Annotated in this window: 31 protein-coding genes; 15 read left to right on the forward strand and 16 right to left on the reverse strand. The window is 62.0% G+C overall.

The genetic code is table 11. From position 1 onward, the window contains the following. Nucleotides 1-5: 5 nt before the first annotated feature. Entirely contained in the window at nucleotides 6-899 is an 894-nt protein-coding gene (locus tag JQ558_RS07965) for a LysR family transcriptional regulator (protein WP_212209811.1), read from the reverse strand. A gap of 117 nt (nucleotides 900-1,016) precedes the next feature. On the opposite strand from JQ558_RS07965, the gene JQ558_RS07970 reads away from it, so the two are divergent. Continuing rightward, a complete protein-coding gene (locus JQ558_RS07970; RefSeq protein ID WP_212209810.1) occupies nucleotides 1,017-1,766 on the forward strand; it encodes an SDR family NAD(P)-dependent oxidoreductase in 750 nt (249 codons plus the stop codon). 57 nt (nucleotides 1,767-1,823) lie between these two features. On the opposite strand, the gene JQ558_RS07975 is transcribed toward JQ558_RS07970, so the two are convergent. The 5 genes from JQ558_RS07975 to JQ558_RS07995 form a co-directional block, all read right to left on the reverse strand. Further along, on the reverse strand, nucleotides 1,824-2,672 hold the full coding sequence (locus JQ558_RS07975) for a hypothetical protein (protein ID WP_212293299.1): 849 nt from the start codon (nucleotides 2,670-2,672) through the stop codon (nucleotides 1,824-1,826). A 7-nt stretch (nucleotides 2,673-2,679) separates the two neighbouring features. Continuing rightward, the gene (locus JQ558_RS07980; RefSeq protein ID WP_212209808.1) at nucleotides 2,680-4,005 is read right to left on the reverse strand and encodes a hypothetical protein; all 1,326 of its coding nucleotides are present in this window, start codon (nucleotides 4,003-4,005) and stop codon (nucleotides 2,680-2,682) included. Nucleotides 4,006-4,133: 128 nt separating this feature from the next. Beyond that, entirely contained in the window at nucleotides 4,134-5,222 is a 1,089-nt protein-coding gene (locus JQ558_RS07985; protein ID WP_212293300.1) for a phospholipase, read from the reverse strand. Nucleotides 5,223-5,340: 118 nt separating this feature from the next. Then, the gene (locus tag JQ558_RS07990; RefSeq protein WP_212293301.1) at nucleotides 5,341-6,312 is read right to left on the reverse strand and encodes a S1C family serine protease; all 972 of its coding nucleotides are present in this window, start codon (nucleotides 6,310-6,312) and stop codon (nucleotides 5,341-5,343) included. Between the two features lie 165 nt (nucleotides 6,313-6,477). Then, on the reverse strand, nucleotides 6,478-7,563 hold the full coding sequence (locus tag JQ558_RS07995; RefSeq protein WP_212293302.1) for a DUF2252 family protein: 1,086 nt from the start codon (nucleotides 7,561-7,563) through the stop codon (nucleotides 6,478-6,480). A 421-nt stretch (nucleotides 7,564-7,984) separates the two neighbouring features. Here JQ558_RS07995 and JQ558_RS08000 point away from each other — a divergent pair, with 421 nt between their 5' ends. Together JQ558_RS08000 and JQ558_RS08005 are read left to right on the forward strand one after the other, a co-directional pair. Next, a complete protein-coding gene (locus JQ558_RS08000; RefSeq protein ID WP_212293303.1) occupies nucleotides 7,985-8,455 on the forward strand; it encodes a hypothetical protein in 471 nt (156 codons plus the stop codon). 15 nt (nucleotides 8,456-8,470) lie between these two features. After that, nucleotides 8,471-8,860 carry a hypothetical protein gene (locus tag JQ558_RS08005; RefSeq protein WP_212293304.1) on the forward strand — a complete coding sequence of 130 codons (390 nt, stop codon included), beginning with the start codon at nucleotides 8,471-8,473 and terminating at the stop codon, nucleotides 8,858-8,860. Nucleotides 8,861-8,878: 18 nt separating this feature from the next. Here JQ558_RS08005 and JQ558_RS08010 read toward each other — a convergent pair whose 3' ends face one another. Beyond that, on the reverse strand, nucleotides 8,879-10,396 hold the full coding sequence (locus JQ558_RS08010) for an AMP-binding protein (RefSeq protein ID WP_212293305.1): 1,518 nt from the start codon (nucleotides 10,394-10,396) through the stop codon (nucleotides 8,879-8,881). Nucleotides 10,397-10,979: 583 nt separating this feature from the next. Here JQ558_RS08010 and JQ558_RS08015 point away from each other — a divergent pair. Beyond that, nucleotides 10,980-11,783 carry a Crp/Fnr family transcriptional regulator gene (locus JQ558_RS08015; RefSeq protein ID WP_212209802.1) on the forward strand — a complete coding sequence of 268 codons (804 nt, stop codon included), beginning with the start codon at nucleotides 10,980-10,982 and terminating at the stop codon, nucleotides 11,781-11,783. A gap of 14 nt (nucleotides 11,784-11,797) precedes the next feature. Here JQ558_RS08015 and JQ558_RS08020 read toward each other — a convergent pair whose 3' ends face one another. The 3 genes from JQ558_RS08020 to JQ558_RS38095 form a co-directional block, all read right to left on the reverse strand. Then, on the reverse strand, nucleotides 11,798-12,004 hold the full coding sequence (locus JQ558_RS08020; protein ID WP_212209801.1) for a hypothetical protein: 207 nt from the start codon (nucleotides 12,002-12,004) through the stop codon (nucleotides 11,798-11,800). Between the two features lie 25 nt (nucleotides 12,005-12,029). Next, nucleotides 12,030-12,242 carry a hypothetical protein gene (locus JQ558_RS08025; protein ID WP_212209800.1) on the reverse strand — a complete coding sequence of 71 codons (213 nt, stop codon included), beginning with the start codon at nucleotides 12,240-12,242 and terminating at the stop codon, nucleotides 12,030-12,032. A gap of 212 nt (nucleotides 12,243-12,454) precedes the next feature. Further along, nucleotides 12,455-13,036, reverse strand: coding sequence for a phasin family protein (locus JQ558_RS38095; protein ID WP_312014737.1), 582 nt, complete (start codon nucleotides 13,034-13,036; stop codon nucleotides 12,455-12,457). A gap of 238 nt (nucleotides 13,037-13,274) precedes the next feature. On the opposite strand from JQ558_RS38095, the gene JQ558_RS08035 reads away from it, so the two are divergent. Continuing rightward, the gene (locus JQ558_RS08035) at nucleotides 13,275-13,790 is read left to right on the forward strand and encodes a DUF4440 domain-containing protein (RefSeq protein ID WP_249119787.1); all 516 of its coding nucleotides are present in this window, start codon (nucleotides 13,275-13,277) and stop codon (nucleotides 13,788-13,790) included. Nucleotides 13,791-13,966: 176 nt separating this feature from the next. On the opposite strand, the gene JQ558_RS08040 is transcribed toward JQ558_RS08035, so the two are convergent. Then, on the reverse strand, nucleotides 13,967-14,563 hold the full coding sequence (locus JQ558_RS08040; RefSeq protein ID WP_212276927.1) for a cysteine dioxygenase family protein: 597 nt from the start codon (nucleotides 14,561-14,563) through the stop codon (nucleotides 13,967-13,969). Nucleotides 14,564-15,383: 820 nt separating this feature from the next. Between JQ558_RS08040 and JQ558_RS08045 the strand changes: the two genes are divergently transcribed. Next, nucleotides 15,384-15,770 carry a RidA family protein gene (locus tag JQ558_RS08045; protein WP_212293306.1) on the forward strand — a complete coding sequence of 129 codons (387 nt, stop codon included), beginning with the start codon at nucleotides 15,384-15,386 and terminating at the stop codon, nucleotides 15,768-15,770. A gap of 4 nt (nucleotides 15,771-15,774) precedes the next feature. Continuing rightward, nucleotides 15,775-16,473 (forward strand): glutathione S-transferase family protein, encoded by a 699-nt coding sequence (locus JQ558_RS08050; RefSeq protein WP_212293307.1) that lies wholly within the window; start codon nucleotides 15,775-15,777, stop codon nucleotides 16,471-16,473. A gap of 88 nt (nucleotides 16,474-16,561) precedes the next feature. Here the strand turns inward: JQ558_RS08050 and JQ558_RS08055 are convergent, their stop codons facing one another. After that, nucleotides 16,562-17,002 (reverse strand): hypothetical protein, encoded by a 441-nt coding sequence (locus tag JQ558_RS08055; RefSeq protein ID WP_212293308.1) that lies wholly within the window; start codon nucleotides 17,000-17,002, stop codon nucleotides 16,562-16,564. Nucleotides 17,003-17,284: 282 nt separating this feature from the next. On the opposite strand from JQ558_RS08055, the gene JQ558_RS08060 reads away from it, so the two are divergent. The 4 genes from JQ558_RS08060 (at nucleotide 17,285) to JQ558_RS08075 (ending at nucleotide 20,236) form a co-directional block, all read left to right on the forward strand. Further along, entirely contained in the window at nucleotides 17,285-17,539 is a 255-nt protein-coding gene (locus JQ558_RS08060; protein WP_212206583.1) for a hypothetical protein, read from the forward strand. Nucleotides 17,540-17,714: 175 nt separating this feature from the next. Then, nucleotides 17,715-17,966 (forward strand): hypothetical protein, encoded by a 252-nt coding sequence (locus JQ558_RS08065; RefSeq protein ID WP_212206579.1) that lies wholly within the window; start codon nucleotides 17,715-17,717, stop codon nucleotides 17,964-17,966. Between the two features lie 213 nt (nucleotides 17,967-18,179). Next, nucleotides 18,180-18,947, forward strand: a complete 768-nt coding sequence (locus tag JQ558_RS08070; protein ID WP_212293309.1) for an SDR family NAD(P)-dependent oxidoreductase — start codon at nucleotides 18,180-18,182, stop codon at nucleotides 18,945-18,947. Between the two features lie 116 nt (nucleotides 18,948-19,063). After that, nucleotides 19,064-20,236 carry a cytochrome P450 gene (locus JQ558_RS08075; RefSeq protein ID WP_212293310.1) on the forward strand — a complete coding sequence of 391 codons (1,173 nt, stop codon included), beginning with the start codon at nucleotides 19,064-19,066 and terminating at the stop codon, nucleotides 20,234-20,236. Between the two features lie 237 nt (nucleotides 20,237-20,473). Here the strand turns inward: JQ558_RS08075 and JQ558_RS08080 are convergent, their stop codons facing one another. After that, nucleotides 20,474-21,706: a toll/interleukin-1 receptor domain-containing protein gene (locus tag JQ558_RS08080; protein ID WP_212293311.1), complete on the reverse strand. Its 1,233-nt coding sequence runs from the start codon at nucleotides 21,704-21,706 to the stop codon at nucleotides 20,474-20,476. 546 nt (nucleotides 21,707-22,252) lie between these two features. Here JQ558_RS08080 and JQ558_RS08085 point away from each other — a divergent pair. Then, a complete protein-coding gene (locus JQ558_RS08085; RefSeq protein WP_212277133.1) occupies nucleotides 22,253-22,759 on the forward strand; it encodes a collagen-like protein in 507 nt (168 codons plus the stop codon). A gap of 149 nt (nucleotides 22,760-22,908) precedes the next feature. Here the strand turns inward: JQ558_RS08085 and JQ558_RS08090 are convergent, their stop codons facing one another. Both JQ558_RS08090 and JQ558_RS08095 read right to left on the reverse strand, forming a co-directional pair. Next, the gene (locus JQ558_RS08090) at nucleotides 22,909-23,130 is read right to left on the reverse strand and encodes a hypothetical protein (protein WP_212277134.1); all 222 of its coding nucleotides are present in this window, start codon (nucleotides 23,128-23,130) and stop codon (nucleotides 22,909-22,911) included. A gap of 142 nt (nucleotides 23,131-23,272) precedes the next feature. Next, a complete protein-coding gene (locus JQ558_RS08095) occupies nucleotides 23,273-23,539 on the reverse strand; it encodes a DUF2277 domain-containing protein (RefSeq protein WP_211997302.1) in 267 nt (88 codons plus the stop codon). Between the two features lie 132 nt (nucleotides 23,540-23,671). Between JQ558_RS08095 and JQ558_RS08100 the strand changes: the two genes are divergently transcribed. The 3 genes from JQ558_RS08100 to JQ558_RS08110 all read left to right on the forward strand — a co-directional run bounded on the left by JQ558_RS08100 (nucleotide 23,672) and on the right by JQ558_RS08110 (nucleotide 25,732). Further along, nucleotides 23,672-23,917, forward strand: a complete 246-nt coding sequence (locus JQ558_RS08100) for a DUF2188 domain-containing protein (RefSeq protein WP_192740030.1) — start codon at nucleotides 23,672-23,674, stop codon at nucleotides 23,915-23,917. Nucleotides 23,918-23,994: 77 nt separating this feature from the next. Beyond that, on the forward strand, nucleotides 23,995-24,609 hold the full coding sequence (locus tag JQ558_RS08105) for a hypothetical protein (RefSeq protein WP_212293312.1): 615 nt from the start codon (nucleotides 23,995-23,997) through the stop codon (nucleotides 24,607-24,609). A gap of 64 nt (nucleotides 24,610-24,673) precedes the next feature. Beyond that, nucleotides 24,674-25,732: an alpha/beta fold hydrolase gene (locus tag JQ558_RS08110; protein ID WP_212293313.1), complete on the forward strand. Its 1,059-nt coding sequence runs from the start codon at nucleotides 24,674-24,676 to the stop codon at nucleotides 25,730-25,732. A 56-nt stretch (nucleotides 25,733-25,788) separates the two neighbouring features. On the opposite strand, the gene JQ558_RS08115 is transcribed toward JQ558_RS08110, so the two are convergent. After that, complete coding sequence (locus JQ558_RS08115) at nucleotides 25,789-26,040, reverse strand: hypothetical protein (protein ID WP_212293314.1); 252 nt, start codon at nucleotides 26,038-26,040, stop codon at nucleotides 25,789-25,791. Between the last annotated feature and the right edge of the window lie 49 nt (nucleotides 26,041-26,089).

The raw sequence follows: 26,089 nt of genomic DNA on the forward strand, positions 1-26,089 counted from the left end.
CGAACTTATTTGCCGATCCGGCTCACGCGTTCCACAAGGAAATCGACGAATAGTCGCGCCCGGACCGGCAATTGCCGGCCAAAGGCGTGCACAACGTGCATCGGAACCGACGGCATCGCGACGTCTGGCAGTATTTCGATCAACCGACCGACAGCAAAATCGTCCTCGACGGCGAAGCGGAGCACCTGCGCGATGCCGGCGCCGTGAAGGGCTGCGTGATACAGCGTAATGCCGTCGTCTGAATCAAGCGCGCCTTCCGGCGTGATGGTGGTGCCATCGGCGAAAGCAAACGGATAGGGCTTTCCGGCGAGCAGATAGCGCAGACAAGCATGCTGGCGCAGATCTGCGACGCTGCGGGGCACGCCGCGCGCGGCCACGTAACCGGGCGAGGCGATCATCACCAAGGCAAGATCGGCCAGCTTGCGCGCCGTCAAATCGGCATCGGCGAGATCGCCGACGCGCAACGCGACATCAAAACCTTCCCGGATCAGATCGGCGTGGCGATCGCTGACGCTGAGTTCGAGTTTGACGTTGGGATGCCGCGCCAGGAAGGCTTGCGACCATTCACCGACCAGCGTTCGCCCGACAAACACCGGCGCGGTCACGCGCAACAGGCCGCGCGCGCTGTCGGCCATCTGCACGACATCCTCGGCGTCCTCGATCGCGCGGAGCAGCGGCGCGACGCGTTCGTAATAGGCCGCGCCCTCGGTGGTGAGGCTCAGCGTCCGCGTCGATCGCTGCAGCAGCCGGACGCCGAGCCGCCGTTCCAGCCGCGCCACGCTCTTCGAAACGGCCGATGCGCTGGAGCCGATCGCGCGGCTGGCGTTCGAGAAGGAGCCGGAATCCACGGTTCGCACGAACGCGACCAGACCGGCGGTTTTCTCCAGAATTGTCGTCATTTCCGAACTCCAGGCACAAATCCTAGGAATGATGCCATCCTAATAAGCCGTTCAGTCCGAAGTAGATAGCCGGTCACAAGACGCCGGCAACTGGGCCGGCCCATCAGGAGAATTCAAATGAGTGACCTCAAGGGCAAAGTGGCAATCGTCACGGGAGCTTCGAAAGGCATCGGTGCCGGCATCGCCAAGGGTTTGGCCGCGGCGGGCGCCGCCGTCGTGGTGAACTACGCGTCGAGCCGCGAAGGCGCCGATCGCGTCGTAGCAAGCATCACGGCCAAGGGAGGCAAGGCGATTGCGGTGCAGGGCGACGTCGCTGATGCCGCCGACGTGAAGCGTTTGTTCGAACAGTCCAAGGCTTCGTTCGGCAGGCTTGATGTGTTGGTGAACAACGCCGGCGTCTACCAGTTCGAGCCGCTCGAGAACGTGACCGAGAAGGAGTTTCACCGCGAGTTCGACACCAACGTGCTGGGAACGCTGCTGACCATCCAGCATGCGCTGAAATATTTCGGCCCGCAGGGCGGCAGCATCATCAACATCTCGTCGATCGCGAGCCTCAATCCGACGCCGGATTCGGTGGTCTATTCCGCCACCAAGAGCGCGGTCGATTCGATCACGCGCAGCCTGGCGAAAGAGTTCGGCGCGCGACAAATTCGCGTTAATGCCATCGCGCCGGGAGCCACGGCATCCGAAGGGCTCGAAAGCGCCGGACTGCTCGGAGGCGAGGTGGAAAAGCAGGTCATCGGCATGACGCCGCTCGGCCGCTTCGGCCAGCCCGAAGACATCGCGAAGGTTGCAGTGTTCCTCGCGTCGGATGATTCGGCGTGGCTGACAGGTGAGCGCATCTCGGCGTCCGGCGGCTGGCGCTAAGCCGCGACGCGCGGGGTTTCGCCGCGTCACGCGATGCGGCGAAACCCTGAGCTGATGCTACGATCTCACCTTCGCAGGGACGGACGGCGCTGGTGCTGCAGCCGGTGCTGTCGTCACGAGATTAAGGGACTTCAACTCATCCGGCTTGAACACGAACAGCTTGTCGTGCGGCGTTTCCATCGCATGGACCCAGGCCTGCAGGTTGATGCCCATCTCGGCGAGATAGCGCTGGCAGAGCGCCGAGATTTTCTGTGCCATGCTCATCTCGTCGCGTGGCGGGCTATTGGCCGCGGCCGCGATCGCCGCCACCTGATGCACGCCGATCACGGCCTTGTCGCCGGCGCGCCGCTCGGCGCCGCCGGCGAACATCAGCGGGCACGACGAGGCGCAGTATTTCCCGGCCTCGATTTCGGTTGCCAGGTTCTTTTCGCGGATCAGGCGTCCCATCGCCAGTGCATCGACGACCGAACCTCCCGGTGAATTCAGGACCACAGTCTTGATATAGTCGCCGCGCTTGCCGATTTCGGCGGCAAAAGCTTGTGAAGTTCCAGGCGTGATCGTGCCGTTTGCGATCAACCTGCCGCCGCCGACCAGCTCAAAAGTCATCGGCTTTGCCAGCGCGCCTTCCGGCTGTGGCAACGGCGTCAGGCGATTGTCGCCGCCGGGCAAAAGCGGAGCCAGGATGGACGGGAGGACGCTGGGAAGATCCAGCGTGGGAGCGTCCCGCTTGATCTCGGCCGGCAATGCCGCGGGATCGGGCGGAGCGATCCAGCCATTGGCACCGGCGAGATCGGCAGCGAGCGCAGCCACGATGACCGTAACCAGGCCGCGAAAAATCCAGCGCAGCATGGTCTCGTCCGCGCGGTCCGAGAGCCAATGGTGAAAGCGTTCCGAAATGGTCGACATGACAGCGCTACTTGGGATGCCGCGCCGACGACAGCGACGTCACGTTCTCTTCTGCCGGCGCAGGCTCCGATGGCGGCTCAGGGATGTCCTTTGTTTCGTTCGGCACGGTTCGGCGGGCCTCTTCGACCTCCCGCGCCATTTGCAGGGCCGCGACCAGTTCGCCCGCGGTCATGTCGGACCCACTCATCGCCGGCAGGCCTTCACGCCGGATCGCGGCATGAACCACGCAGAGGATCAGCACCAGCACCGCCGGCATCAGGTCAATCGAGATCGCTCCGGCCCAGCTCGGGATGAAATCGCTGGCATAGCGCAGCACGGCTTCCGCCGGGGTGAGCGACTGAAAGCGGGCCGGCTCGACCCGCGGCATCGCCAAAATCTTGTCGGCGGCGTCGGAGAGCGAGGTGGCTTGTGCCGCGATCGAACTTTCCACCTTTCCGACAACGGCGGTTTGCCGTTCCGCGAGATCGCCGCTGCGGCCACCGGCTGCCGGTGCAATGAACCCTGACGACAGCGACGTCGCGGCCCGTTTCACCGCCGGCGCCACCGACGTTTGCTGCAGGTTGGCGATCACGCCCATCAGGGCGAGCGATTCCGATGCAAAGGCGTCGCTGCGTGCCGAGATCGGACCGCGGTCGGAAATCAGCTCGCGCATTTTGGCGAGATTCTTGCCGCCTTGCTCGTACAGCGCCGAGACACGCTTGCCGGAAGCCTGAACTTCCTGCCCCAGACCGTCGAGCTGCCCCGACATCTGGGTCAGCAGCTGCACCACGGTGCCTGAACCTGCGGTGCCGGTCAGCGAGCCGGCGCGCTCGGCATCGGCCAGTTTGGCGAAGCGGGAAGAGGCGAGCTGGATATCGGGCAAAAGCCCCTGCGCCGCGATCGCGTTGGTGTTGGCGGTATCGAGATCGCGGGTGTAGTTCTGCACGGTAATGGCGAGGTGCTGCTGGACCGCGGCGGCGCCGGCGAGTGCCGACGCATTCAGCCAGGACGACATCGCCACGATCATCAAGGATCCCAGCAGCATGCAGCCGAACATCAGCCCGCGGCCGCCGCGGCCGGTGACATGCGGCATGAACTGCATCAGGAAAATCCAGAAGGCGTAGATGCCGACCGACACCGCGACGGAATAAATGACCGCCGCGAAGAACACGGTCGTCGGACTGCCGTTGAGCAGTTCGCGAACGCCGAGATAGGTGTAGACGCCGGCCGCGAGCGCGAGGATCGCGGTCGTCAACTTCAGCGTTGCCTCAAGGCGGCTGACCCCCTTGGAGAGCACGACGGATGTAGAGAGGGGTGAACGCGAGATTGATGCGGGGGAAATCGTGGAGGGCATGAAGATCCTGTCGCGGTTCCAATACCGCGCTGACGAGGCCCCCCTCGTTGGCTAAGTCCTTCACTTTTGACGATAAATTCAGACGAGATTATGTCTCTTTGTCACGGGAACCGGCCCGGCCCGTGCGGTCAACTCCCGCGCAGCCACGCCAGCATTGGCGCGTTGATCTCGCGCGGATAGGTGTGGCTGAGATCGTCGATCTCGCGGTAGGTCACGTTGGCGCCTGCCGCCGACAGCAATTGCCGGGTGTGCCGCGCCACCTGCACCGGAAACATCCAGTCGAGCTTGCCATGCACGAGGTGGATCGGCAGGCCACGCAGTCTCTCCGCATCCGCCATTTCAGCCATCAGCGGATGGAACGTCGCCGAGACCGGCGCGAGATGCGTGAACGGCGAGGCGCTTTCGAGCCCGCTGACATAGCAGAAGGTGCCGCCGTCGCTCATGCCGGTCAGCAGCATTTTTGTCGCGTCGATATTCCAGCGCGAACGCACCTGTTCGAGAATGCGCAGCAGGTTCGGCGTGTCGGTGTCTTCGCCCATCAGCGCCCAGGTGGTTTTGCTATCTGAAGCATTTCCTGTCGCCGTCGGCGCGATCAGGATGGCGCCGTGGCTGCGCGCGTCGCGCAGCCAGCTCCACAGAAAACCGCGGCCATTGCCGCTGCCGCCATGCAGCGCCATCACCAGCGGCCAGGCACGATCAGGCGTATAATATTCCGGCACATAGAGCGAGAAGCCACCGCGGCTGCCGGGTTCGTTATGGTCGTGGAAGATGCCGGTGTTTTCATTGGCGGGTTGCGCCAGCCGTGCGGCGAGATCGGCATCCTCGCGCAACGAAGGTTCGACAAAGAACTCGCTGACCGGCGGCAATTTCGCGACCAGCGCATAGAGCGCCTCCTGCGCGCGCGGCGAATGGCGCAGCGAGCGAAACACGCTGACCAGATCGCCATTGCCGTTCTGCACCTCGCGCAGGCCGTCGAAGGCGGCGAGCGCCGCGTCGCTGGCGGCCTCGAGCGCGGTCTTGATATCGCTGAATTCCGCGGGCCACTGCGAAAGCCGCGGGCGCACCGCGCGCAGCGCCTCGTCCGGCGTGCCGGCAGCTTCCATCACGCGACCGAAATCCGGGGGGTTCAGATGGCGCGCGACAAAGCCGAGCGCTTCGAGCGATTGCAAGAGCGGCGGCAGCACGGCCACGATGTCGTCCACCACGGCCTCGCTCATCGCGCATTCCCTGCTTATTGGAGCTTTTGTTCTAGCGCAGCGTTCTCAGTGCAGTCTTCTTAGTGAAGCCTTCTCAGTGAAGCCTTGCTCAGTGCAGTCTTGCTCAGTGCAGTCTTGCTCAGTGCAGTCTCGGCGCCTTCAGCAGCTTGGCGCGTTCGACCGAGGTCAGCACCACGTCGAAAGTGACGCCCTCATGATAGACCGTGAGCGGCACGTCGACGCCGGCAGGCCCCAGCGACCAGAGTTTTCGGTAGAAGCCGGTCTGGCTGGTGATCTTGTCGCCATTGATCGCGAGGATGACATCGCCGGTCTTGATTTCGGCGCGCGCCGCGGGACCCTTGCCGGCGACGCCGACCACCACGATGCGGTTGTCGATCTCGGTCGAAAACATCCCGAGCCATGGCCGCGCCGGCTTGTTGACGCGGCCGAATTTGCGCAAGTCGTCGAGCACCGGCTTCAACAGGTCGATCGGGACGATCATGTTGACGTGTTCGGCCTTGCCCTCGCGCTCGCGTTCGAGCTGCAGCGAGCCGATGCCGACCAATTCGCCCCGGCCGGAGATCAGCCCGGTGCCGCCCCAGTTCGGATGCGCGGGGTGGGTGAAGATCGCTTCATCCAAGAGATATTCCCAATAGCCGGCGAATTCCTGCTTGGCCGCGATCTGGCTCGCGACCGATCGCGTGCGGCCGCCGGCGCCGCCGAGCACGACGCGGTCGCCGACCCTTGTGATGGCGGAAGAGCCGAGCGGAAGCGGCTCGATGTCGAGACGCCCGAGCGCCTGCACCAGGCCGAAGCCGGATTCGAAGTCGAAGCCGAGCGGATGGCCCTGCATCACGCGGCCGTCGCCCAGATGCAGCCACACGGTCTCGGCCTCGGTGATGAGATAGCCGATGGTCAGCACCAGGCCGTCGTCGATCAGCACGCCATTGCCGGCGCGCTCGGTGCCGAGCGTCTCCGCGCTGAAGGCGTCGGCGGGGATAATCGAATGTAGCCCGACCACCGAGGCCAGTGCGCGGTCGAGATCAAAACTGTAATCGCCCGGGCGCGGCTGGTTGGCCGGCGGCACTTTCCATTCGGTCAAAGAGGGCATGAAGGGTCTCCCATACGGTTGCGCGCAGCTAACCAACGCCGCGCAACCCGAATAGATCATGGTCCTGTCAGCGGCAGCCTTTGCCGGATTATATCAGCGAAACGGCCGCGGATCGAGATCGCGGATCGAACGCGGTTTGCGATCCGTGCATCGATGGAACGCGCGTCAGCTGCGCCATTCCCGATAATCGCGCTTGACTTTGTCGGCCGCAACCGCTGCGGCGGCGTTCAGCCAGCCGTGCGGGCGTTTCACAAGGTCGGCCTGCAGCGCCTCGACCGGCACCGCACCTGCTGCGTGGACCGACGCCACTTCCAGCCCCATGGCCTCCAGCAACTTGAGGTGCAATTTCTTGCCGGCGGCGTCTCCCAGCTCGATCTTGCGGGAATCGGCGGCGATGCGCCGAAAGATGAATTGATGGCGCACGTCGAGAAACGGATCCGGCGCGCGATAGCGGCTGTGGGCCAGCGCCAGGAAATTCGACTTGCTGGGTTTCTTGCCGGATTTCTTGCCGGATGTTTGGCCGTTGGCATATGTCCACGCCGAGGGCACCAGCGCCTTGGCCTCGCGCAATACCTGCCCGCCGCGCCAGTCGCCGACCGCGACGTAACGCGGCCGCCCCAGGCTGCCGCCACCCTTGCGGAGCAGGCGGCACAATCGGATGCTCTTCCTGTCCACGCCGTCAGGCAGGCTTTCGATCAGCGCCTTGGCGATTGCGGGCGGCGGCTTGTAATCCGGGTAGTCGGCAACTTCCTTCCAAAACTCCTTCAGTCTGTCTTCCTCCGGCTCGGCATAGGGCCGCAACCAGCTTTGTCCTTCGAACAGCAGCGCCGGCCGCGGGTTCTCGAGGCCGTCGCGATAGCCCCGGAGCACGGCGCTAGCGGCGTGCTTGGGGTCGACCGCCGGGTTCGGCGCCAGCTGGATGCTGGCCGCAAGCCGGACCAGATCGAGCACGTAGGGCATGACGGCCGCTTCGTCGAAATCGTTGACGCCCCACACCAGGCGGCCGTCCACATCGCGCCAGGTTCCGAAATTCTCCAGATGCAGATCGCCGACCGAAAGCAATTGCGGCGCATCCATCAGTTCCGGACACCAGTCGCCGATTTTTCTGGCCCAGCGGAAATAGGTCGCCCGCAGAAAGATGAAGGGGTTCTTCTTCATCCGCTTGTGCTTGTAGGCGATATCCTTTTTGACGACGTCGCACTGCGTGGCGAGCCAGGCCTCATAGGCTTCGTTATCCGTGCGGAAAGACATGTCATATTCCCATGCGGTGCGGCCGATCGAAAGCCGTCACGTCAGCCGGAATATCTTACCTCAGGATGTGTCGGTTGAAATGTCGCTGAAAGCGAGAGTTGGCTTTTTAGGAGCTTCGGCCGGTTGTCTCCAATCCGTTTTGGACCGCGCGCGGGACGGCATGATAGATCCGGAACAAACGGACGTCCCTGAGCCGGCCCGGGAGTCCTCCCGGATCGTAACTACGAACCGGTTTGCTGGCAGCTTTCGTGCTAAAAGCGTATCGTTTACTGGCTGCGGAAGAACGAACCATGAGCGGCGATAAGAATTTCGATCGGTCAACTCTGGAGCATGCCCTTGCCGAACTTGGCCGGAGAGCATTTGCGGCCGGTCGCACCGTCGAGATCGCGATATATGGCGCGGATCGGCCCTCCTGCTCACCTTGAACAGACAGATCAACACCGGCGACGTCGATGCGGTATTCGAGGGAAACAAAGACTTCATCAAAAAGCTCGCGGCGGAGATTGCCGAGGAATTTGGGTGGGATGAAAACTGGTTGAACGACGGTGTGAAGGGATGGCTTAGCAGCAGAGACGCCGACCCTGATGTCAAGGCCTTGTTCAACACCTATCCAGCGGAGGATCAGCCAGGTCTACGCGTATACCCGGCGAAACCGGAATACCTGTTTGCCATGAAGTGCCGAGCGATGCGCGTCGGGGGTGTCGAGACGAACTCGGACATCGACGACATCAAGCTTCTCGCTCGCGCAATAGGTATCAAAAGCAGCCAGGATGCCCTGACGTTGGTCGAAAAATTTTACCCGCAGAACATGCTTCAACCCAAAACGCGGTTGGGACTCGAGGAGATTTTTTCAAACCTGGACATTGACCACGGCACTGGTCAGACGCACTGATGCGTCGCGCCTGCCATGAATCTGTTCCGCAAAAAACCAGGTTCGTTGGGCGAGGTGGTCCGTCGGGTGAAAGCCGGCGAACAGAAGTTTGACCCGTCGCTTCGGGAGTTTCTCGATTCGTTTTATACGAACACTGAGTCGCGCCAGCGAGCGATCGAAGATCGGCCGGCTTCCATTGACGCCGTGCACGACGCCTACGTGGCTGCAGTCGCCGAGCATCTTGCACGCGTTTACGGGCTGCCGATACCAGAGTGGAGCGAGACCCATGGTAACGGGCTTCGTGAACCATTCTTCGCTGGTGGTTTACAATCTCTCAAGGGGGTGCTGCTTGCCGAAAGTCCGACAGCCTTTCGGCGGCGCCTCCTGTTTGTAAGCAAGGACGCGCTGTCGAGGCCAAGAATGTAGTTTATCCCGGCCCTTTCCTCACTCCGCCCTGGCCCGCGCCCGCGCGGGCAATATCCGGAAGGCGCGATTCTCCTTCAGCCAGGCGGCGCGCTCGTCGCGCAGCAGGGTGCGGCGGACCTTGCCGGAATCATCGCGCAGGCCGACATCGACCACTTCAAAACTTTCCGGGTGCTTGTAGCGGCTGAGCAGGTCGGAGAGGAAATCGCCCATGCCGTCGGCGACCGATTGCGCGTCGGTGTCGGGCCCAAGTTCCAGAATTGCGTGCACGCGCTGGCCGAATTCCGGATCGGGCAGCCCGACCGCGACGCAGGAGCGAACTAACGGATGGGCCGATACCGCAGCCTCGATTTCGGCCGGGTAGATGTTGGCGCCGCCGCGCAGGATCATGTCGGCGAGCCGGTCGCCGAGATAGAGATAGCCGTCGGCGTCCAGTCTGCCGATGTCGCCGAGCGATTCCCAGCCGTCGGCGCGGCGTTTTGGTTCGGCGCCGAGATAATGATAGCTGCTGCCGGCGCCGTCATTGGGCAGGAAATAGATTTCACCGGTCTCGCCGGTCGGGACCTCGTTGCCGTCCTCGCCGATGATGCGCAGGCGGGAGGTCTCGGCGATCTTGCCGACCGATCCCCTGTGTTCGAGCCATTCGACGCCCGAAATGATGCATGCGCCCTGCGCTTCGGTGCCGCCATAGAGCTCATAGATGCGCTCGGGCCCGAGCCATTCGATCCATTTTTCCTTCAGCCATGGCGGCATCGGCGCCGCCATGTGAAACACGATTTGCAGGCTCGACAGATCGTAGCGGCTCCGCACCTCATCGGGCAGCGCCCAGATCCGGTGCATCATGGTCGGCACGAAATTGACCCACTGCACCCGGCTCGCTTCGATCAGGCGCAGGCATTCCTCGGCGTCGAACTTGACGAGGCCGGTGACGCGCCCGCCATGGAACAGCGCGGTGTGCGAAACAATGAAGGGCGCGTTGTGGTAGAGCGGCCCGGGGTTGAGCAGGGAAGCGCCGATCGGCATGCCGAGCGCGGCGGGGCCTGCGGTATCGATCACGGCGGGCCGGTGGTCGAGGATCACCTTCGGCCGGCCGGTCGAGCCGCCAGAGGTCATCGCCTTCCAGTAGCGCGCCACCGGCTTGTCGATCGGATCTCCGGAAAAGCCGTCCGGCATGAAATCAATTGGTAGCGCGTTGGGCGCATTCCAGTCCGGCTGACCGCCGACGACAAGCGAAGGCTTGAGAATGTCCAGCACCGCAGCCGCCTCGCCGCGCGGCAACCGCCAGGTCAGCGAAGTGGGCGTCGCGCCGCATTTCCACACCGCAAACGTGGTCTCGAAAAATGCGTTGCTGTTGGGCAGGCCGATGGCGACGAAATCGCCCGGCTTGACGCCCTTGGCCGCAAAGGCGCGGGCACGGGCGTTGGCATTGCGCTCCAGCTGCTCCCAGCTCAGTGTCTCGGCGCCATGGCTGATCGCGATCGTGTCTTTAGGTTTGCGCTCGGCATACCAGCGCGGCACCTCGGCAAGGGGGATCAGCATTGGGCGTTTCCATGGCGGGGCGTCTTGATGCCGCTCTTGTGTTTCGTATCAGGCGGCATATGGCCACCGCTGGCACTTCGCCAACAGGAGACATTGTCACTCAAGACGGGCGCGGCGTCCATATTGCCACAGATAATAGACCCCCCGATCGCGAGCGTTCACCTCATTGCGCGGCTCGGGCGCCTGACCGCCGACGACTTCCGTTCACGGACATTGTCGGGGTCCACCGTCATGTCTCAAAAGTGCTACCTGCCGATATCGCAATGGGCTCGGGCACCGATAAGTTTCCGTCATGTGCCGCGTACCGGAAGGCGTGTGCCGTGCGCCGGAATTGGAACCACCCGTTCCGCATTACTACGGTGGTACGCATGCGCATTTTGTTGTTGCGTCCGTCGCATTTGCATCTAACTCTTTGCGATGCGGCGAGCAGAAATCCATATCGCGGCCGATGGTTAGAAGTTTTGTTGTTGGGAGCAAATTTGTTGTCGAGCGTAAAGGCGTACCAGGGTGAGTTTGATCTCGGAGCAAGATCGCCGTTTCGCGACACTCCAAATGAAGACACTCCAAATGAAGAAGGCCGCGAATGTCTGATCGCGGGCTCCCTTCAGTGAAGCCTCTGGGCGGAACTGGTAACCACCTTCTTGCAGCGCTGCCGCCGTCGGACCTCGATCTGCTGGGGCCTGTGCTGGAGACGGTCGCGCTCGATCCGGACGCGGTCATTTCGCGAGCGGGTGACCCGATCGAGCATGTGCTTTTCCCTCATAGCGGCGCCATCTCGCTGATGATCGACATGGCGGACGGGCAGACGGTCGCCACCGCCGCGGTCGGGCGCGAGGGGGCAATAGGCATTCTTTCAGTGCTCGGGCCGTCGCCTTCGGCCGTTACCGCGGTCGTTCGTGCGGCGGGCATCGCCTCGCGGATTCCCGCATCGCGCTTTCACGCCGCTTTCAACCGGAGTCCGGCGATCCGGCACCTGGTCCAGAATCACGCCAGGGCGATGCTGGTACAGTTCCAACTCGGCTCGGCCTGCAATGCGCTGCACCCGGTCGAAGCCCGCATGGCCCGCTGGCTGCTGCAATTTCGCGACCGCATCGACCACGACGTGCTCCCGCTCACCCAACAGGCGTTGTCGCAAATCCTTGGTGTGCGACGAACGACGGTGACGCTCCTGGTGGGTAAACTGCGCGCTTCCGGAGCGATCAGGTCCGATCAACGAGGCCGGATCGAGATCGACCGATCGCGGCTCGCGGCCGCATCGTGCGAATGCCACGACACCATGCGTGTCGAAGTCGAAGAAATCTTTTCGTCGAACACGGCCCGATCACGCGCGGCGGTTCCTTCCGCTGCTGTGCGCATCCCGGAAATTGAATCGGGCGATGTCGTGTGAGCGCGACCGCCGACCTATCCGCGCTGCGACTGGCCGTTGTGTCGTTTCTTCCCGTTGTGTCGTTTCTTCGCCTCGAGCTTGGCGAGCTCGCGCAGCACCTTCGCCGTCTGGCGCAGCTCGTTGCGTGCGGGGCCCGGCTTCAGCCGTCGTGCTTCTTCAAGAAAATCCTTGGCCTGCAGCAGCCAGGTCGACGTTTCAGTTGAGATTTCCATGCGCGCCATGGTGTCCCCCATTGCGCAGCGACGGTCAGGCGCTGGAGCCCGCGCCGAGACGCCGCGTCCGGATGCTCGGCTCGTGAACCCAGGCTTCCCGCGCGAACCAGTCGTGATAGGTGCGGCAGATCGGGCAATGAGTGCGCGAGAAGAACACCGCGCTGCGTCCAAAGCTCTCGCGATCGATCTTGATGCCGGTGGGGATCGCGCGTCCGCTTTGCGGACATTTCACCATAACCATACCCATGTGTCCCTCCCTTGAAATGGTACTTGCTGTCTTTGCAGCAAAGTACCGGCCGGTTGGATTTGCGCCTCTTGTCGGTGCGGTGACTTGGGGGGCATAGCGCACCTGTGCATTTGTCTGATCGAGCATGGGGTGGGCATACTCGTTGCGGGGCTTACTCCAACCGGCCGGATCCCTCCTGAACGAATCCTCTGTGTAAATTGGGCGCCGCTTTTTTAGCTGGCTTTGTGCAGAATCTTGGCGAAGTGATCCCTGATCGGCTCACCCGTTTCCGTCGCAAGCTTCTGGGCAAGGGCCAGTAATTCCTTGTTCTGGCCGGATGCGGCGTCGAAGGTCTTGCGCGCCTGCGACGCGGACAAGGTAAAGACTTCCGAAACTGACTTGCTGCCCAGCAGATTGACGAAGAAATCGATCGCGGAGGCAGCATTGGCGTTTGAGATTTCGAGCACCTTGAGGCCGTAGTCTGTCGTGCTTCTGGCATTGCTCGAATAGCTCTCGCGCAGCGCTTCCGTCATCGCCTCTGACGCGACCTTCATCTTCTCGCAACCTTCCCGCGCGCGGGCAAAACCCTGCTCGGCCAGCTCGAAGCTCACGCCCGGCAACGCGATCTTCGGGAGTTCCAACAGTGGCATCCCGAATACATTGGTTCCGTTCGGTGCAACTTTCGTTTCGCTTTCACTCACTGCGGCATCACCTTTCTCAAGCGAAAGCCATTTCCCGAGACGCTCGCTTGCGTCACGAGAGCTCACGCTCCGTGTTCGATCTGTTTTTTGATGAGCTTTGATCCAGCCCCGCACCCACTGTGCCCTGCGAAAACGGGGCGGTCGGTTCGATTTGCGACTCTCGGTTAAAATTTTTTCGACGATGTCAATTCACACCATCGTATATAGCTATGGTTAACGGGGAAGACGTTGTGAATAACTGGACATTGCCAGGCGCGGGCTTTCGTTCGTTTCCGACGCTGCCTTGGGCGGCCGCGCTGACCAGGGGTAACCCAATAGGGCGAGTCTCAGGGACATGCCCCGGGCGGTAAAATTGCTGCCGATCGGCATGCACGCAGTATCGGCGCGGAGACCGAGATGCGCGAACCGACCGAGCAATCGCATTCAAAAAATGGAGCTGATCATGAGCAGGATGGCACTGGTGATTGCATTCGTGCTGGCGTTGATTGGACCAGCGTCGGCACAGAAGGCGGAGATCGAGGCGGCAAACGCTAAATGGATTGAATTCTTCAACAAGGCCGATTTCGCCGCGATCGCGTCATTCTACACCGCTGATGCCATCGCACTTCCGCCTGGTTCTGCGATGGTCCAGGGCCGAGCCGCGATCGAGGCAATGTGGAAAAGCATGGCCGAAAAAGTTGGCGATCCGAAACTCACCGTCCTGGACGTCAAGCCGCTCGGCCCCTCTGCGGCGCGCGAGATCGGGAATTTCAGCCTGAAGACCAAGGGCCCGACGCCGCAGGAACTGAGCGGAAAATATGTTGTGGTTTGGGAAAAGGTCGGAAATGACTGGAAGATGGCGACCGATATCTGGAACGACGGCAAATAGGCTCTTCGCGGCTGTTGGCTGCTGATCACAACACCACGCTCGTGATGCTTGGCTCGCCGCTGCAACCATGTTGGTCAGATCATCCTGGCCCGCATCGGTAACGCCGACGCTTCAGGTCCGATTGCCGCTCGGATATGGCTCGGCAATCCAGGTCCGAAAGTGCCAGACGCGGAACGCTAACTTATTCTTCGTTTGGTCAGGATCTGCGCCCGCACGTGCGCGTCGTCGGCGACCCTGACCACGTAGGGCTTCTCAAGTTTGCGCTCTACATCAAACTCGGAGCGTCCAGTGTAGTTGATGTGCCGGCCGTAAGTGTGCAGCGACATCGAAATGTCTTTTCCAACGTTCCGGACGCTATGTATGTGTTCTGGATAACAGCGGGCCGTGTCACCAGCGGTCATCACGTGTTCACCGCTGCGTTTCAGGTCGGCATAGCCGGGCTTACCACCGTCATCGCGCCGGTCATAGTTGATCTCTTGTTCCTGGCCTTCGATGCCGACCACCACGGCCCAGGTTTTGTGGTTGTGCGGGTTGGTGCCTCGGTTCGGCAGCCACGATACCAGGAAAACGGCCAGATCGTGATTGGGCTCTTCATGGAGCATGTGAACGCCGAAGCCTTGCTCGGCATCGCATTCACGATATTCGGGGCGGCGCAGTTCCGGCGATTTTGCAAATTTCCTGGCGAGCGGTACGACCAGATCCGTGATTTCGACCGGATCAGAACGCTGAGCAGTAATCTCCCGCAGGTCGCGCACGTACTGGTCGAGGGTCATTGCATCTACCTCCAGGTTTTCAAGGCGTTGCAATCCGGACGAAATTTACGACGATCGCTGCGAAATTCAATGTCTGCTCCGGGTCCGAAAGCCGACATCGTCGCGCGGACGCCGTGTCTGGGGATACCTCTGTGTTGCCCGACGGGCAAATCAGTTCCGGTTTTCAGAAATCGTGTCAAGTAGAAAATTTCCGTAAATCAAAAATATTTCTGTTGTCGGCCGACCCAAATCAGTGCGCATCTATCGCCATCCCGTCCTGGTCAGAAGGGCGTCGGCCGTCGTCACGGACGTTGGGCGGGTTGCGGTGGACGCTGGTTTGCGCTGAGACGATGGCGCGGACCAAGCGTACGGCAAAACCGTGTGGTCCTGGCACCCGTTGCAGGTGTCAAGCTGTCGGGTAGGCGAGAGCCGAACGGCAGCGACGGAGTCAACCAAGAACTCGTCTCCGGGGAGAGCACGGCATAAGCCGTAAAGCCATTGCGCAGGGAATGTCGGATGTTCTCCGCTGCCCTGTATGCTCATGTGCACTTTGTTTTGTGCTAACCGCACATGAGACCGCGGGTGCAGCGCGCATCCGGCATTCCCTGCGCCCTCTGTTTTGAGAGGGTGGAAGTTCAAGAGCAAACCTCGGGCGCGATGCGTCGCGAGATCGCGAGGGTGTGTTCAGTGCACTGTGCAACAACACTACGGACGTCGTCCCGGCTCAAGGCCGGGACGACGTAGCGTAACCCGGATCCACCGAGCGACATCCGGGGCTGGCAGAAATCCCGCATGTCGCTATGCTCATGCGGGCTGCAATTCACATCAATCGAGGCGCCCCATGCCCATCCAGCACTTTCTTCCTCCCGCCGGCATCAAGTCGCCGCCGCTGTCGTTTGCCACCCGCGTCGGCGATCTACTGTTCATCTCGGGGATTCCCGGCTTCGACGACAAAGGCGCGCTGCCCGACGGCTTCGAGGCGCAATTCGGCAACGTCGTGATCAACATCAAGCGTATCCTCGTTGAGGCCAACGCGACGTTTCGCGATCTGGTCAAGGTCAACGTGCTGCTGACGCGCGCGTCCGACGTCGCCACCATGAACAAGCTCTATGCGGAAGCGTTCGGGCCGGCGCCCTATCCGGCGCGCACCACCTGCGTGGTGGTGGCGTTGCCGAACCCGCAGATGCTGATCGAGATCGAGGGCGTGGCGTCGCTGAAGGCGCGGTGACGCGATGCTGACGCTTTATTCCTATCCAACGCTGTTCGGCGTCGCCGACAATAATGGCTATGGGCTGAAAGTGTTCGCCTTCCTCAAGCTCGCGGGCGTGCCGTTCGTCCATGAGCATCTGTTCGATGCCTCGGCGGCGCCCCGCGCGCAGCTGCCTTACATCGTCGATGACGGCGAGACGATCGGCGACAGCGAGACCGTCATCGCGCATCTGGTGCGAAAATATCATCTCATCATCGATGCTGCACTGACGCCGGCGCAGCGCATGACCGATCATCTGGTCACGCGCATGCTCGACGATCTCTATTGGGTGATGTCGTATTCGCGCTGGAAGGACGATCGGTATTTCCCCGCGTTCCGCGACGGCTTCATGGCGCAGCATGCGCAGATCGACGCGGCCGGGCTGAACAAGGCGCGGGACTACAACGCGCAGCGCTATTATTTCCAGGGCATTGGCCGCTACACGCCCGACCAGGCCTACGCACGCGGGCTGGCTGACTTACAGGTGCTTGCCGATCTGATTCCGGCGGATGGATATGTGCATGGGGTGACGCCGACCAGCGTCGATGCCGGCATCTACGGCTTCATCGCCAATATCCACTTCTTCCCGATCCCGACGCCGCTGAAGGCGTTCGTGTCGGATCATCCCAATCTCGTGCGCCATTGCGAGGCGATCCACGCGATGGTGAGCAAGAAATCGTAGGGTGGGTTAGCGAAGCGTAACCCACCAAAGTCTCACCGCGCGTGAAGATGGTGGGTTACGGCTACGCCTAACCCACCCTACGCACCTTCTACCTCAACGTGATCGCGAGACCGCTCAAATCCGCATTCGCCATCAACCCGGTCTGCTGGCCGGCGAGCTCCAGCACCGCGCCCTTCTGGTTGGTCAGCACGATCGCGCGCGCGCCGCGGCCGATGGCAAGGCCCGCGCCCGCCGCGCCATAGACGCCGGCGACGTCGGACGGGCGATAGATGTTGCTGACGCGGCCGCGCAGCACCGTCTTCGAGCCGCCGAACACCAGGCCGTAATCCAGCCCGCCGGTGGAGAGCGCGTAGCGCCGGCCGCGAAAAGTCAATGTGCCGCTGCCGCCGGAGCCGCCGATGACCCATCCGGCCTTGTAGATCGTCATCGCGATGGTGCCCTCATCGGCACGGGCGACGGAGGACAGCGCGGCGCCGGCGAAAGCGATCAGCGCGACGAGCGCGACACGAATGGCGGATGACTTCTTCATGCAGTGTTTCCTTGAGCGTGGAGAGCGAGCGCCGCGACGGTGAATCAGATCGCGGTTCGCCGATTGTAACCGATTGACGGGATCGACAAAGCCTATTCGCGCCGCGCGATTTGCAGGGTTCCACCGCGCTTCAGGCTCGGCCATTTCCGCACCGCGGCTTTGAACCAATCGGGCACTCGCGGGACATAATTCATGACCGGGACATGACGTCTCGGGCGCCTCCCCGATCGGATTTCATTGCCTGGGAGAGCAGCAAACCCCCTGATATCCAGGAGACCCTCGATGCGCCGCCTTTGCCTCTTCGCCGCCACCGCCGCTGTTGCCGTCACCGCGCTTGCCGCCATGAGCCCCGCCGAGGCCTCCTTCCACCTGATCCGCTGGCAGGATTCGGGCTTCTGCCAGATCTGGGACCAGAACATCCCGACCGCGCCGTATCCGGGCAACTACACCGTCGTCGTCGGCAGCGAAGTGCCGACCTTCGGCGATGCGCTGGTGCTGAAGGACGGCCTGCTGCACAACGGCACCTGCTCGTTCTGAGCGCACGTTAACGCTTCGATCAAGGCCGGCCCCACCGGCCTTTTTCGCGGCTAGAAAATTGAACCAATCACGCTTTCGCCACACTCAATGAATGCCCGGATCCCCATCGGGCGCCGTCCCTGCCAGCACGCATTGCGGGGGCCGGCCGACATTTCCCAACAGGAGACCTTTGCCCATGCTTCGAGTTACCGCTCTCAGTGCCGCTGCCGCTATTGCACTGTCCGCTTTTGCCGCGACCGCTCCTGCCGAAGCCGCGTTTCATTTGATCCGCTGGGAAGGCACCGGCGCCTGCCAGATCTGGGACGAAAGCATTCCGGGCAAGCCGATCCCCTCGAACTACAAGACCGTCAGCAAGCCGGTCCCGACCTTCGCCGCCGCGCTCGCAATGAAGGACGGCATGCTCAAGAAGGGCGCCTGCAATATCTAAGACCTTGCATCGGCGGTGGGTTACGGCTTCGCCTAACCCACCCTACGATCAAATCGAAAAAGGCCGGTGGGTGATATCCGCCGGCCTTGCCGTTTCGCCGCACGCTTCGCACACACCTGCCCCGCGCATGACGGCGGCCGCTAGGGGCTGACGGCCCGCAATCCGCATCCTAATATGGCCTCACACAAAAACAGAACCGTTGAGGAAACACCCATGCCCCTGCTCCAAAATCACATCGCTGTCATCACCGGCGCAGGCTCCGGCATCGGGCGCGCGATCGCGAAAGGCTACGCCAGCGAGGGCGCGCGCGTGGTGCTGCTCGACATGAACGAGCAGGCCGCGGCCAGCGTCGCCAGTGAAATCCGCGACGCCGGCGGCAAGGCGGAGAGCTTCCTGCTCGACGTCACCAGGCGCGAGGACTGCGTCGCGATCGCCAGGCGCGTCGCCGATAAAGTTGGCCAGGTCTCGATTTTGGTCAACAATGCCGGCATTGCCCGCCGCAACGGCATGCTGGGCGCAGCCGAAGCCGTGATCAATGATTGGGAAGACATCATCGCGATCAACCTCACCGGCGTCTTCAACGTGACGCATGCCTTCCTCGAACCGCTGCGATCAGCCAAGGGACGCATCGTCAATATCGGCTCGATCCAGTCGTTCGTGCATCTGAAGACGCCGAGTTCGCCGGCCTACACCGCCTCCAAGCACGGCGTGCTCGGCTTCACCAAGGCGCTCGCCGCCGAACTCGGCAAGGACGGCGTCCGCGTCAACGCGATCGGCCCGGGCTTCATCGAGACGCCGCTGAACGAAAAGGTGCGCGCCAGCAATCCGGCGCTGGTGAAAGTGTTCGTCGACCACACCCCGCTCGGCCGCGCCGGCACCGCCGAAGACATTGTCGGGCCCGCGGTCTTCCTGGCGTCCGATCTGTCTGCCTATGTCTCGGGGTCGATCGTGATGGTGGATGGCGGCTACCGGACGGTCTGAACCGACGGGACCCGATATTTGGTGCGGGAACCCAGAAAACGGATTGCCGGGTCGGGCCCGGCAATGACATATTTGCCTAGGCAACTAGTTCGCTCTCCCACCCACGGCAACCGATCATGTCCAACGCCCCGCATTTCGAGATCGACGTATCCACGTTCTGGGCCGATCCCTATCCGGCCCTGGCTCGGATGCGGAAGGAGGCGCCGATCGCTTTCGTGCCGCAGCTGGGCTCGACCGTCTTCACCCGGCGCGACGACATCTTCACCCAGGAAAAACGCATCGACGTGTTCTCCTCGCACCAGCCGGCGGGGCTGATGAACGTGCTGATGGGCCACAACATGATGCGCAAGGATGGCGATGCGCATATGTCGGAGCGCGCGGCGATGTTTCCGGCGGTGTCGCCGCGCACCGTGCGCGACACCTGGGTGCGCCAGTTCCAGGCCCATGCCGACCGCATCCTCGACGAACTCGTGCCGCAGGGCAAAGCCGACCTGTGCAAGGCGCTGGCGCTGCCGCTGTCGGCCGAATGCCTGAAGGACATCACCGGGCTGACAAACATGCGCTACCAGGACATGGACGCCTGGTCGCAGGCGATGATCGACGGCATCGCCAATTACACCGGCAACAAGGAAGTCGAGGCGCGCTGCCATGCCGCCACCGCTGGCATCGATGCCGCGATCGACGACATGATCCCGGTGGTGGAGAAACATCCCAACACCTCGATCCTCAGCGTGCTGCTGGCCTCGGGCCAGAACATGGAAAGCATCCGCGCCAACATCAAGCTGGCGATCTCGGGCGGCCAGAACGAGCCGCGCGACGCCATCGCCGGCTCTGTCTGGGCGCTGCTGACGCATCCCGAACAGCTGGCGCTGGTCCAGGGCGGCAAGGCAAAATGGCTGGACGTGTTCGAGGAATATGCGCGCTGGATCGCGCCGATCGGCATGTCGCCGCGCCGCGTTGCGAAACCGTGGTCGTTTGGCGGCGTCGATTTCGAGCCGGAGGATCGCGTGTTCTTCATGTTCGGCTCCGCCAACCGTGACGAATCCTGTTTCGGCGACCCTGATCGATTCGACATCACCCGCAACACGTCGAAGAGCATCGCCTTCGGCGCCGGCCCGCATTATTGCGCCGGCGCCTTTGCCTCGCGCGCGATGGTCGCGGATGTCGCGCTGCCCGGCATTTTTGCACGGCTGACGGATCTGCAACTCGACGACAGCGAGCCGGTACGGATCGGCGGCTGGGCGTTCCGCGGCCTGCTCAATCTGCCCGTCAAGTGGGACGCGAGCTAGAGCGCAGCGTTAACTTTCGCCATTTGAATCCGGGCGGCGCCAGTCAAATCGGCAAGTCAATGCCCGTACTGATCCAATCCTTTAGAAGCGGACTGTCGCGACGGTCAAGGAACTTTCCGAAGTCAATCCGCTTCGGCTTGCTCTCTTCCAACTTCCTCTCGATGATACCGGTCGCGTATTGCCAGTACTCCTCACCATACCCTGGATTGGATTCAACGAGGGATTTCGCGAGAATTTCTACGTAAATCGCACCGATCGCCCTCCTCCAAAACTCTGACGCTTTGAATAGTCCGTCAGCGCGCCCGGCCGGCCATACCACATGATCCAGTAGTCCTCTTCTGCGGCAGCCCAGCCTTCAGGTGACAGCGTCAGATCAAGGCAGGGCGACCTGCACACCAACGGCTCCTTCATCTCCTTATCGAAGAAGAAGTAGCAGCCCAGCTTGTGATACCAGGAGACCCGCAGGAATTTTCGCACCTCATCCCGATCTTGCTGCAGCGCGACCTGCCGCGCTCCTGTGCGCTTGAGATCGGAGACGATTCCTTCAACTCGCTCTCTGCTGAACTTCTCGACCTCGAAAACCATCCCTTTGTACGTCGGAAACAACTCCTGGAGAATTACCATGATCTCGGAAAAAAAATTGCCGGCAATATTGCCGCCGCGCCAGCACTCCTGCACGCCAATATAATTTCCGTAGATCAATTCGCTGGAAAAGTCATAGGTGAAAAACCCCAAACCGACGGCCCGATCGGCGAGCTTCAATATGAAGTAGCGGGAGTCGAGCGTGTAAGAGATTTCCTTGCCATTCGATATGACAAAACTCCGCCGCACTCCGATATCGCCGTGCAGCGTCCATCGGATAATGTCCTGGGGATCATCCCTTTCGATTGCCGGAAACAGATCTTCATAGAGATCGAAGACTCCGGAATCATAAAATGTCTGATGGTCCCAAAAATCCAGTCGGGTGACCCAAATCGACGGCCTCAGAAATGCAATCAGCCTCTCGTCACTGTCGACCTGCGGATTTGCATATTTGTCGACGCCCCGCACGTCGCCGAGATTGAAAGCCGTCTCGCCGGGTTCACCCGTTTCGAAATCACGCACGGGAAACTGCCGCGGTCGGACGCTGGCTTTTCTCCATTCCGCATCCTTGGCATAAATCGGAATAATGATGGGCCGGTAGTTCTTGCGTTGTTTTTGCAGAGCGACCGCCAGGCCAAGCTCTCTCTGAACCCAAGGCGAGTTCAGCGAATGCTCACTGACCACCAGAAAAAAGAAGTGACACTTTGAAATCCTGTCCCGGACCACATCTTGAACCTGGCTACCCAATTGAAGATCTTCGCCATACTGGAATACGGAAAATCCGGCCTCCTCAAGGACGCGCTCGTAACCTTCGGCCTCGTTGTAGTCCTTGGAGCTATGCGAGATGAACGATGAGATGTATCGCTGGGCGCTGCCTAAGAAACGCAAATTGACCTCCTAATCCGAGAGCAAAATTCCTGTGCTAAAATCTCTTTTGGTAGAACTATCCAAGTGATACTACCTTCAGGCATAGCGTGAGACAACTCGATATCGCGACGCTGGTCGTCTGGCCGCAAACCACGATGCTCCAGCGCTCGAACCGCATGCTGATGATTCTGCGCATAAGCGCGGTTGCGTATCTGCCTGTGATCTGGGTCACGTAGACAACGAGAGACCTCCCTGTTCGGGCCGAAAAATCGAACTGATATCGACAAGCTGACGACCAATCTCCACACACGCCAACAATGGAGAACGACAATGCTTGCTGAAATCTTTTTGCTGCGCCTGGAAGCCAAGTTGCGCTCGAACCAACAAACCACGCCAGTGAGGAATCCTCGCTTCGTACCGATCGTGCTGCGTTCGTAACCGAACCGTCATCGGGGGCTCGCCAACGGTGACGCCTCCATGACAATTTCGTTGAGATCGACAACTCAATTGAAGCCGTCATCAAACGTCTGATAAGAAGCCCTTCGGAATCATATTCGGAGCGTGCACGTGGCGGACGAAGCAGGTCCCCGGCAGGGACGACAGGGACCACAGGGTCCGCGCGGCGAACCCGGACGTCCCGGGCCGCAGGGGCATCCCGGACCGCCCGGCCTGGAAGGCCCGCGCGGCAAGCCTGGCGCGGACGGCAAGGCCGGCGCGCAGGGTAAAGCCGGACCGCAAGGCAAGCGCGGCGAGACTGGCCCGCAGGGTAAAGCCGGCGCGCAGGGTCCGGCAGGCCCCCGCGGCGAACCCGGACCGCCCGGCCAGCTGCCCTCGATCGAGCAGGTGATGCCGTGGCTGCATCTGATTTTCGATGCCTGGGAAGATCACCGGAAAATGCGCGAGCGCGAGGCCGCGGAACGCGAAGCCGCAGCACTCGCGGACACCGAACGTGAGGCCGCCGAGCGAGTGGCGCTCGAGACGGCCCTGCACGGTGATGATGGCGACGCTGATGATGACGACGATCGCCACAAGGACAAGAAGAAGCACAAGCGCAAACACAAGGACAGGAAGTAAGCGCGCCGCTCAGCGCCGCTGACAAACAGGCCCGCGAGCGTCGCCTACCATTCGCCCAAAGGGATCATGGGATCGACCTGGCCACACAGCCAGGCCGTCGCCAATCCGGTGAAAAACGTCAGCAACGCCCGGCCCAACAAACACGCGATTCAATGTGCGGCGCTGGGCCCGGCGCCAATATCCGGCAGCAGGCGCATCAGCCGGAAGCACCAGCGCATGACGCGATACCAGAGAAAACCCGCAATGGAGCCCGAGATCGCGAGAATGGTGATGATGGCGGGCTCGTAGCTTCCGCCCACCCACAGCATCCAGCCGGACCACAGCACGGTGAAAGCGATGGCGCTCAGTTTCAGGGGAATCGTCGGCTTCATGACACCCTCCACGGCAATCGGATGGTGCCAACCTATGCCCGGGCGACCGGCCGCACTGTGAGCTACGTCACGTGGGCTACCCGGGAAAACGCGATCAGGAACGGCCTCCAATTCAATTGCCGGGCGGCGAACGCAGCCTGTCTTATCCGAATCTCGCCCGCGAACGCTCCCGTGCCTTCTCGGCCTCGACCTCGCGGTCGCGGGCCGGCGCGTTGGTCTGCAGCGACGCCAGCAGGCGGCGGGCGCTGTCGGAAACCTCGGAGACCGCGCGGTTGAAGGCCTCCGCATTGGCCTGCGACGGCGAGTTGAACCCGGAAAGCTTGCGCACGAATTGCAGCGCCGAAGCATGGATTTCCGCGTGCGTCGCCGGCGGCTCGAAATTGAACAGGGTCTTGATGTTGCGGCACATGGTTCTCTCCTCGGGATGCAGGCTGGCCATTCCAAGGACGAACGGCCGATGCAAAATCCGACAGTTTCGACTATTCTGTCATAGATTGACCGGCGCGTTCACCCTCTCGGCAATGGCAACAGCGAGTTCCCGATGAGCCACGTGACCTACAAGATCGTCGAGCATGACGGCGGCTGGGCCTATACCGCCAATGGCGTTTTTTCCGAACCGTATCCGACCCACGCCGCGGCGCTCGCGGCCGCGCGGCGTGCGGCGGCCGAGCAGCGGGTGCCGGGGCGCACCGAGGTGATCGAATACGAAACCGCAGACGGCAAGTGGCAGACCGAGACCGCGGCCGGCAATGACCGGCCTGAGACCGATGTCGAGGACACCGCCTAGCCGCGAACGCACACAATCCGGTGAACGCGCAAGACAGAAACGGCGACCAACGGTCACGCGCCAGTGAAAGGCATCCGATGATCGTACGGTTCGGCCGCGGCCTAAGCATCCTGCTCGCATGGTTCATCCTGAGCCAAACCAGCCCGGCCCTTGTCTCCTCCGCCCTCGCCTGCGCTTGCTGCACCAATGAAGGTCAGCGCAACGTCGCCACCGTGGCGCTGGATTCCGGCAAGCAGCAGGAGATTGAAAGCCTGCGTTTCGGCAGCAAGGCGACCTTGTTCACGGGCGAAGGCGACGTCGAGGGCATCCCGGGCATCGCCACGCCCGCCGGCACCTACAAGCTTTCGGCGCAATGGCGCGAGGACAGGCTCGTGCTTTCATTCCGCGACGCCGCCGGCCACACCGGCACATTAGCGTTGACGCGTTCCCCAACGATCTCGGTGTTCGAGGTCGACCCGCGCGACCGGCCCGACAGGGGCCAGGGACCGACGCTCTACAAGGAATGGAAACTGTCAGCGCCCGCCTCAGGCAGCGGCGTCTTTCAGCCCGGTATCGCAAGGCAGCAGATCCTGACGCTGATCCTGCAGGGCGGCGGCAATTCCTGCACCTCCGGGGTCGACTTTACGCACTGGACGCTGGTGATGCAGGGTCCGAAAGCCAATTACACGCTGTACGGCAATCTGGTGCGGTAAAACGCCCTTGTGATATGCTCCCCAACAAGTGGCCCAAGAGAGCGCCGCATCAGGGGAGATCAGCATGAATTTTTCGCAAATCACGTTGACGGCCGCACTCGCCTTGACCTCCTTCGCCGCATCTGCCGCAGATTATCCGGCGCCCAAACAGGGCGACTGGATCGCCAGGGATTTCAAATTCCACTCCGGCGAAACCATGGAGCTGCGGCTGCACTACACCACGATCGGCGAGCCGACCGGCCAGCCGGTGCTGGTGCTGCATGGATCGGGCGGCTCCGCCACCAACATGTTGACGCCGACCTTTGCCGGCGAATTGTTCGGCCCCGGCCAGCCGCTCGACGCGGCGAAATACTACATCATCATCCCGGACGGGCTCGGCCACGGCAAATCGTCAAAGCCCTCCGACGGCATGAAGACGGCATTCCCGAAATACAATTATGAGGACATGGTCGACGCGCATTACCGCCTGCTCAAGGAAGGCCTCGGCGTGAAGCACCTGCGGCTGGTGATCGGCAACTCGATGGGCGGCATGCACACCTGGATCTGGGGCGGCAAATATCCGCAGTACATGGACGCGCTGGTGCCGATGGCCGCGCAGCCGACCGAGATGGCGGCGCGCAACTGGATGCTGCGGCGGATGATGCTGGAAACCATCCGCAACGATCCCGACTACAACCGCGGCAACTACGTCACCCAGCCGCGCATGATGAAATACGCCATCGCCGCCTATGGCATCGCCACCGGCGGCGGCACGCTGGCCTATCAGATGCTGGCGCCGACGGGCGCGAAGGCGGACAAGATGGTGGACGACCGGCTGGCGCTGCCGATTACGGCCGATGCCAACGATTTCATCTATCAGTGGGAAGCCTCGCGCGACTACAATCCGTCCGCGGGCCTCGACAAGATCGAAGCGACGCTGCTGGCGATCAACGCCGCCGACGATGAGCGCAATCCGCCGGAAACCGGCGTCACCGATGCCGCGATGAAGCGCGTCAAGAACGGCCGCCTGTTCCTTATCCCGGCTTCGACCGAAACGCGCGGACACCTCACCACCGGCAACGCCGCATTCTACAAGAAGCAGTTGCAGGAGTTGCTGCAGGCCGCGCCGCAGCGGAACATGTGAGCCGGCGCACAAACCGGATCACCCGATAGTGGCGGAGCCTATCCGGTAACAGCCGCTTACGCCTTGGGACTGCGACCGGGCGAAGCCTCGACATATTCGATATCGCGGCCGAAACCGGTCAAAGCCGCCTTCAGAGCTTTGACATCCTTGGCGTCGGCCTTCGCGACGGTGAAAATCGACGCGAGCTTCGGACGCTTCTGGCCGGGGTACAAACTTTGCGCAACGAAACCCGCACGCTGCAGCGCTTCGATAATCTCCTGACGCCTGTCGTGGTCGACGGAGTCGCTGAACTTGAACTGGACCGACATCCTCCTTAGTTGGGCCACCCTCGTTGCCTAATCAAGCCGACTTCCATCT

The organism is Bradyrhizobium sp. AUGA SZCCT0160, assembly GCF_018130105.1.
Taxonomy (GTDB): Bacteria; Pseudomonadota; Alphaproteobacteria; order Rhizobiales; family Xanthobacteraceae; genus Bradyrhizobium.

Bases quoted from the DNA above. Each gene is read 5' to 3' on its own strand.
- JQ558_RS07965 (WP_212209811.1), bottom strand. From the start codon at position 899: ATGACGACAATTCTGGAGAAAACCGCCGGTCTGGTCGCGTTCGTGCGA.
- JQ558_RS07970 (WP_212209810.1), top strand. From the start codon at position 1,017: ATGAGTGACCTCAAGGGCAAAGTGGCAATCGTCACGGGAGCTTCGAAA.
- JQ558_RS07975 (WP_212293299.1), bottom strand. From the start codon at position 2,672: ATGTCGACCATTTCGGAACGCTTTCACCATTGGCTCTCGGACCGCGCG.
- JQ558_RS07980 (WP_212209808.1), bottom strand. From the start codon at position 4,005: ATGCCCTCCACGATTTCCCCCGCATCAATCTCGCGTTCACCCCTCTCT.
- JQ558_RS07985 (WP_212293300.1), bottom strand. From the start codon at position 5,222: ATGAGCGAGGCCGTGGTGGACGACATCGTGGCCGTGCTGCCGCCGCTC.
- JQ558_RS07990 (WP_212293301.1), bottom strand. From the start codon at position 6,312: ATGCCCTCTTTGACCGAATGGAAAGTGCCGCCGGCCAACCAGCCGCGC.
- JQ558_RS07995 (WP_212293302.1), bottom strand. From the start codon at position 7,563: ATGTCTTTCCGCACGGATAACGAAGCCTATGAGGCCTGGCTCGCCACG.
- JQ558_RS08005 (WP_212293304.1), top strand. From the start codon at position 8,471: ATGAATCTGTTCCGCAAAAAACCAGGTTCGTTGGGCGAGGTGGTCCGT.
- JQ558_RS08010 (WP_212293305.1), bottom strand. From the start codon at position 10,396: ATGCTGATCCCCCTTGCCGAGGTGCCGCGCTGGTATGCCGAGCGCAAA.
- JQ558_RS08015 (WP_212209802.1), top strand. From the start codon at position 10,980: ATGTCTGATCGCGGGCTCCCTTCAGTGAAGCCTCTGGGCGGAACTGGT.
- JQ558_RS08020 (WP_212209801.1), bottom strand. From the start codon at position 12,004: ATGGCGCGCATGGAAATCTCAACTGAAACGTCGACCTGGCTGCTGCAG.
- JQ558_RS08025 (WP_212209800.1), bottom strand. From the start codon at position 12,242: ATGGGTATGGTTATGGTGAAATGTCCGCAAAGCGGACGCGCGATCCCC.
- JQ558_RS08040 (WP_212276927.1), bottom strand. From the start codon at position 14,563: ATGACCCTCGACCAGTACGTGCGCGACCTGCGGGAGATTACTGCTCAG.
- JQ558_RS08045 (WP_212293306.1), top strand. From the start codon at position 15,384: ATGCCCATCCAGCACTTTCTTCCTCCCGCCGGCATCAAGTCGCCGCCG.
- JQ558_RS08050 (WP_212293307.1), top strand. From the start codon at position 15,775: ATGCTGACGCTTTATTCCTATCCAACGCTGTTCGGCGTCGCCGACAAT.
- JQ558_RS08055 (WP_212293308.1), bottom strand. From the start codon at position 17,002: ATGAAGAAGTCATCCGCCATTCGTGTCGCGCTCGTCGCGCTGATCGCT.
- JQ558_RS08060 (WP_212206583.1), top strand. From the start codon at position 17,285: ATGCGCCGCCTTTGCCTCTTCGCCGCCACCGCCGCTGTTGCCGTCACC.
- JQ558_RS08065 (WP_212206579.1), top strand. From the start codon at position 17,715: ATGCTTCGAGTTACCGCTCTCAGTGCCGCTGCCGCTATTGCACTGTCC.
- JQ558_RS08070 (WP_212293309.1), top strand. From the start codon at position 18,180: ATGCCCCTGCTCCAAAATCACATCGCTGTCATCACCGGCGCAGGCTCC.
- JQ558_RS08075 (WP_212293310.1), top strand. From the start codon at position 19,064: ATGTCCAACGCCCCGCATTTCGAGATCGACGTATCCACGTTCTGGGCC.
- JQ558_RS08090 (WP_212277134.1), bottom strand. From the start codon at position 23,130: ATGAAGCCGACGATTCCCCTGAAACTGAGCGCCATCGCTTTCACCGTG.
- JQ558_RS08095 (WP_211997302.1), bottom strand. From the start codon at position 23,539: ATGTGCCGCAACATCAAGACCCTGTTCAATTTCGAGCCGCCGGCGACG.
- JQ558_RS08100 (WP_192740030.1), top strand. From the start codon at position 23,672: ATGAGCCACGTGACCTACAAGATCGTCGAGCATGACGGCGGCTGGGCC.
- JQ558_RS08105 (WP_212293312.1), top strand. From the start codon at position 23,995: ATGATCGTACGGTTCGGCCGCGGCCTAAGCATCCTGCTCGCATGGTTC.
- JQ558_RS08110 (WP_212293313.1), top strand. From the start codon at position 24,674: ATGAATTTTTCGCAAATCACGTTGACGGCCGCACTCGCCTTGACCTCC.
- JQ558_RS08115 (WP_212293314.1), bottom strand. From the start codon at position 26,040: ATGTCGGTCCAGTTCAAGTTCAGCGACTCCGTCGACCACGACAGGCGT.